The following is a 2,991-nucleotide window of genomic DNA, read 5'->3' on the forward strand; positions in this document are numbered from 1 at the left end:
CTCCTTTAACCTTGGTAAGATGCTTTTGAAAATGCAATATAGGGGTAATACACAATACCGATGAAGAGTGCCAGTATGACATGCCAGCCCGGCTGACCAAACTTCAGAACGAAGTTATAAATAATCATGATACCGAAAACAATATTAGCAATCGGGATAAAGAGCATGACAAGCCACCATATCGGTTTATCAACAATCTGCAACATGACAATGATGTTATAAATGGGAATAAGAATAGCCCAACCGGGTTTTCCCGCTTTTACAAAGATCTTCCAGTTAGCAACAATCAATACCGCTGCAACAAGAATCCACCAGACGACGAGCAAAGGATTAAAATATTCAGACATCAGAAACTCCTTATCAATATATTTTTACAACAGGCAGGAAAAACTCGCCTGTCAAAGCCCCATTTCACCCCGGATACTGTCTACCATCAAAGCGGTTTCATATAAGTTCTGCATTTCAGCTGATTCAGCTTCTGTTTTAGCCTGAGCGAGATCTGCTCTCATATTATCCATGGCTGTATCCATAGCTTCTTTTTCTTCCCCACTCATTTCACTCTTGTCCAAAGATTCATATTCGGCCAGGCTTTCCTCCATGGAGGAAATCATTTCCATCGCAAAGTTGCTTCCCATTGACTCTGTTTCTACCAGTAAAATGGCTGTAGACAGCTGATTGTACCGAGTAAAAGTAATATCTGTTTCCTGGTCTACAATCCTTTCGAGATTAAGACCTTCTGACATGGCAGATAAGGCTGCTGTCACGGGCGATTCAAATTCTATATCAGGATATTTCTTGTTTAGAATACTGACGGCAGTGTAAAAGTCTCTTACATCTTTTTCTGTAAGATCCAGGATCTCACTTTGTGATTCGGACGAATCATTCTCCTTTATTTTGCTTCCTGTCTCTGCCATTGTTTTCGCCGTTTTCAATACATTTTTAGCCTGGGATATTTTTCCGCATCCCACCGCCAGCAAGAGAGAAGAAGTAATAAAAATCAGAATAATTATTTTCATAGCTTTATCCTTCATTCATAAAAAACAAATTTTATGCCGGACTGGGCCTTCTGTCGTCCCAAAATGCAAAATGGTTCTTAAAAAGTGAACAGTCTTTCGCCCAAACGGCCATTGACCACGTATAATCTGAATATGGACATGCATGACAGGAGCCTCCTGATCAAAGGAGCAGGCGGTGACAACAAGGCAATCAGGCAACTCTGGGACATCTGGTCACCTAAAATATCTATTTTCCTGAGGGGGTCTGTGCCATCGGGAGACATGGATGATCTGACACAGGAGATCATGCTGAAGATCTTCCGCTCCTTAGCTAGTTACAATCCGGTCTTTGCACCCTCCACATGGATCTACACCATTGCAGGCAGAACAAGGACGGACTGGCAACGGCAACAATCCAAATTTCTGAAATCCGAATCGGAGAATCCGGATTCGGAAGAGATGATCAGCCTCATCCCGGGTCCATATGAAGGCCCGGAAGCCCAGTATATCCGTCTTGAATCGGAAAAGAGAGTGGATGATTTCCTACAGCGTCAGAACGTGAGGGATCGGAAAATACTTTTTCTGTACTGCCATGAAGGTTTATCAGGAAGAGCCATTGCCCGGGTCCTGATGACCCCGGCAGAGACCATCCGCTACCGTTTGAAGATTCTAAAAGCAAAGCTGAAGGAGGAGATGTTACTGTGAAAAGTTTTAAGTCATCTATCAGGGACGCCTGGGAGAGGACAATTCCGGAAGCCCCCCCCTTTCCCTTTGGGGATGAATTTCCTGTACTCCCCTCTGGCAGATCAGAACTCCTTCTACGCTGTGCCGGGGCGGCCCTGATCTTCGGAATGCTGACAATAATGGCCGCTGTCTGGGGTAACCCTGCCTACAGCCCGGCCCTCCAGGCGCTGGATATTCAGGGGATGCATGAGGCCTTCCCCCGGTTGGGGGATTATCTGTTACAAAATTTAAGTGAGGTATATCTATGAAAAAACTACATTATTTTATCTATGTGATCCTGTTTTTTGTAATCTTCGGAGCCATTTTATGGTCAACAGAAACGGCACCCTATATCTTTATTGATATAGCCAGTCTGCTGATTATTCTGCTGTTTCTCATGCTGCTCACCGTTTTTCAAATCGGGATCAAGCAGACCATCCTCTACTACAAAGCTGTGTTTGATCCGACAGTCGACTCCGAAACCGCAAAGGCGGGAAGCCGCTATTTTTCGACTCTCAGTCTCTATACCCTGGGGACCGGAATGCTCGGGTTTCTGACAGGAATCATGGTGGTTCTGGCCTACTATATGGAAGATACAAAATATGTAGGTCCCAATATGGCGGTGGCCCTGATCACCCTCTTTTATTCGGTCTTTTTCTGTCTGCTTATATTTCTCCCCTTCAAGATGGTCCTGGATTCAAAGGCTCGAAATGCATAGGCTCAAGAGACTATACTAAAGGGGATGAAGGAGTTGAATATTATCCTGAATGGACAAAAAGCAAGCCCCAGCCTGATAAAAACCATGATGGATGGTCTGAATAACAAGAAAATCAGAACTGAAAAGGGGGGTTATCTCTTTAAGCTGGCTGTGGATGAGAAGAACCTGTATTTCAGCATCCTTCCCGAGTTCAATCAGGGAGACAGGAATTACCACTACAACATTACCCTGCCGGGAAATCCCTCCTATTTCCTCACAGGGAGTCTGAATCCAGAGGGTATTTTCACCATCCTCTTTATCCCCAAAGAAAAAGTACTCCCTGAGGCCGACAAGGAAGAGTATATAAACATCTACCTCCAATCGGCTCGGGGTCTGCTGGAGAAAGGATTGGAAGAGCCGGGAGAACTGGACTTTGTAAGTGGTCTGCTCCTGGTATCCTCCGGCTTATTTGATCCTGCTCCGGCATCCCTGAAAGAGTTGGCAGCCCTCTGACGGCAATCAGTGCATGTCCAGTCCCAGAAAGTCATAACTGAGCCTGGATTGTGAGGCACTGAT

General features: G+C 45.1%; 6 protein-coding genes. 4 read left to right on the forward strand and 2 right to left on the reverse strand.

What is annotated here, in order from left to right:
* Nucleotides 1-5 precede the first annotated feature (5 nt).
* Both PF479_RS16445 and PF479_RS16450 read right to left on the reverse strand, forming a co-directional pair.
* On the reverse strand, nucleotides 6-347 hold the full coding sequence (locus PF479_RS16445; RefSeq protein ID WP_298008759.1) for a DUF5684 domain-containing protein: 342 nt from the start codon (nucleotides 345-347) through the stop codon (nucleotides 6-8).
* Between the two features lie 51 nt (nucleotides 348-398).
* Entirely contained in the window at nucleotides 399-1,016 is a 618-nt protein-coding gene (locus tag PF479_RS16450; RefSeq protein WP_298008762.1) for a hypothetical protein, read from the reverse strand.
* Nucleotides 1,017-1,154: 138 nt separating this feature from the next.
* Between PF479_RS16450 and PF479_RS16455 the strand changes: the two genes are divergently transcribed.
* The 4 genes from PF479_RS16455 to PF479_RS16470 are packed head-to-tail and all read left to right on the forward strand — an operon-like array spanning nucleotide 1,155 to nucleotide 2,928.
* Nucleotides 1,155-1,700 (forward strand): sigma-70 family RNA polymerase sigma factor, encoded by a 546-nt coding sequence (locus tag PF479_RS16455; RefSeq protein WP_298008765.1) that lies wholly within the window; start codon nucleotides 1,155-1,157, stop codon nucleotides 1,698-1,700.
* Nucleotides 1,697-1,987 (forward strand): hypothetical protein, encoded by a 291-nt coding sequence (locus PF479_RS16460; protein ID WP_298008768.1) that lies wholly within the window; start codon nucleotides 1,697-1,699, stop codon nucleotides 1,985-1,987. Before PF479_RS16455 ends, PF479_RS16460 begins: the two co-directional genes overlap by 4 nt.
* Nucleotides 1,984-2,436 (forward strand): MotA/TolQ/ExbB proton channel family protein, encoded by a 453-nt coding sequence (locus PF479_RS16465; protein ID WP_298008771.1) that lies wholly within the window; start codon nucleotides 1,984-1,986, stop codon nucleotides 2,434-2,436. Before PF479_RS16460 ends, PF479_RS16465 begins: the two co-directional genes overlap by 4 nt.
* Nucleotides 2,437-2,469: 33 nt before the next feature.
* Entirely contained in the window at nucleotides 2,470-2,928 is a 459-nt protein-coding gene (locus PF479_RS16470) for a hypothetical protein (RefSeq protein WP_298008773.1), read from the forward strand.
* Nucleotides 2,929-2,991 lie beyond the last annotated feature (63 nt).

The organism is Oceanispirochaeta sp. (assembly GCF_027859075.1).
Lineage (GTDB): Bacteria > Spirochaetota > Spirochaetia > DSM-2461 > DSM-2461 > Oceanispirochaeta.

Bases quoted from the DNA above. Each gene is read 5' to 3' on its own strand.
- PF479_RS16450 (WP_298008762.1), bottom strand. From the start codon at position 1,016: ATGAAAATAATTATTCTGATTTTTATTACTTCTTCTCTCTTGCTGGCG.
- PF479_RS16455 (WP_298008765.1), top strand. From the start codon at position 1,155: ATGCATGACAGGAGCCTCCTGATCAAAGGAGCAGGCGGTGACAACAAG.
- PF479_RS16465 (WP_298008771.1), top strand. From the start codon at position 1,984: ATGAAAAAACTACATTATTTTATCTATGTGATCCTGTTTTTTGTAATC.
- PF479_RS16445 (WP_298008759.1), bottom strand. From the start codon at position 347: ATGTCTGAATATTTTAATCCTTTGCTCGTCGTCTGGTGGATTCTTGTT.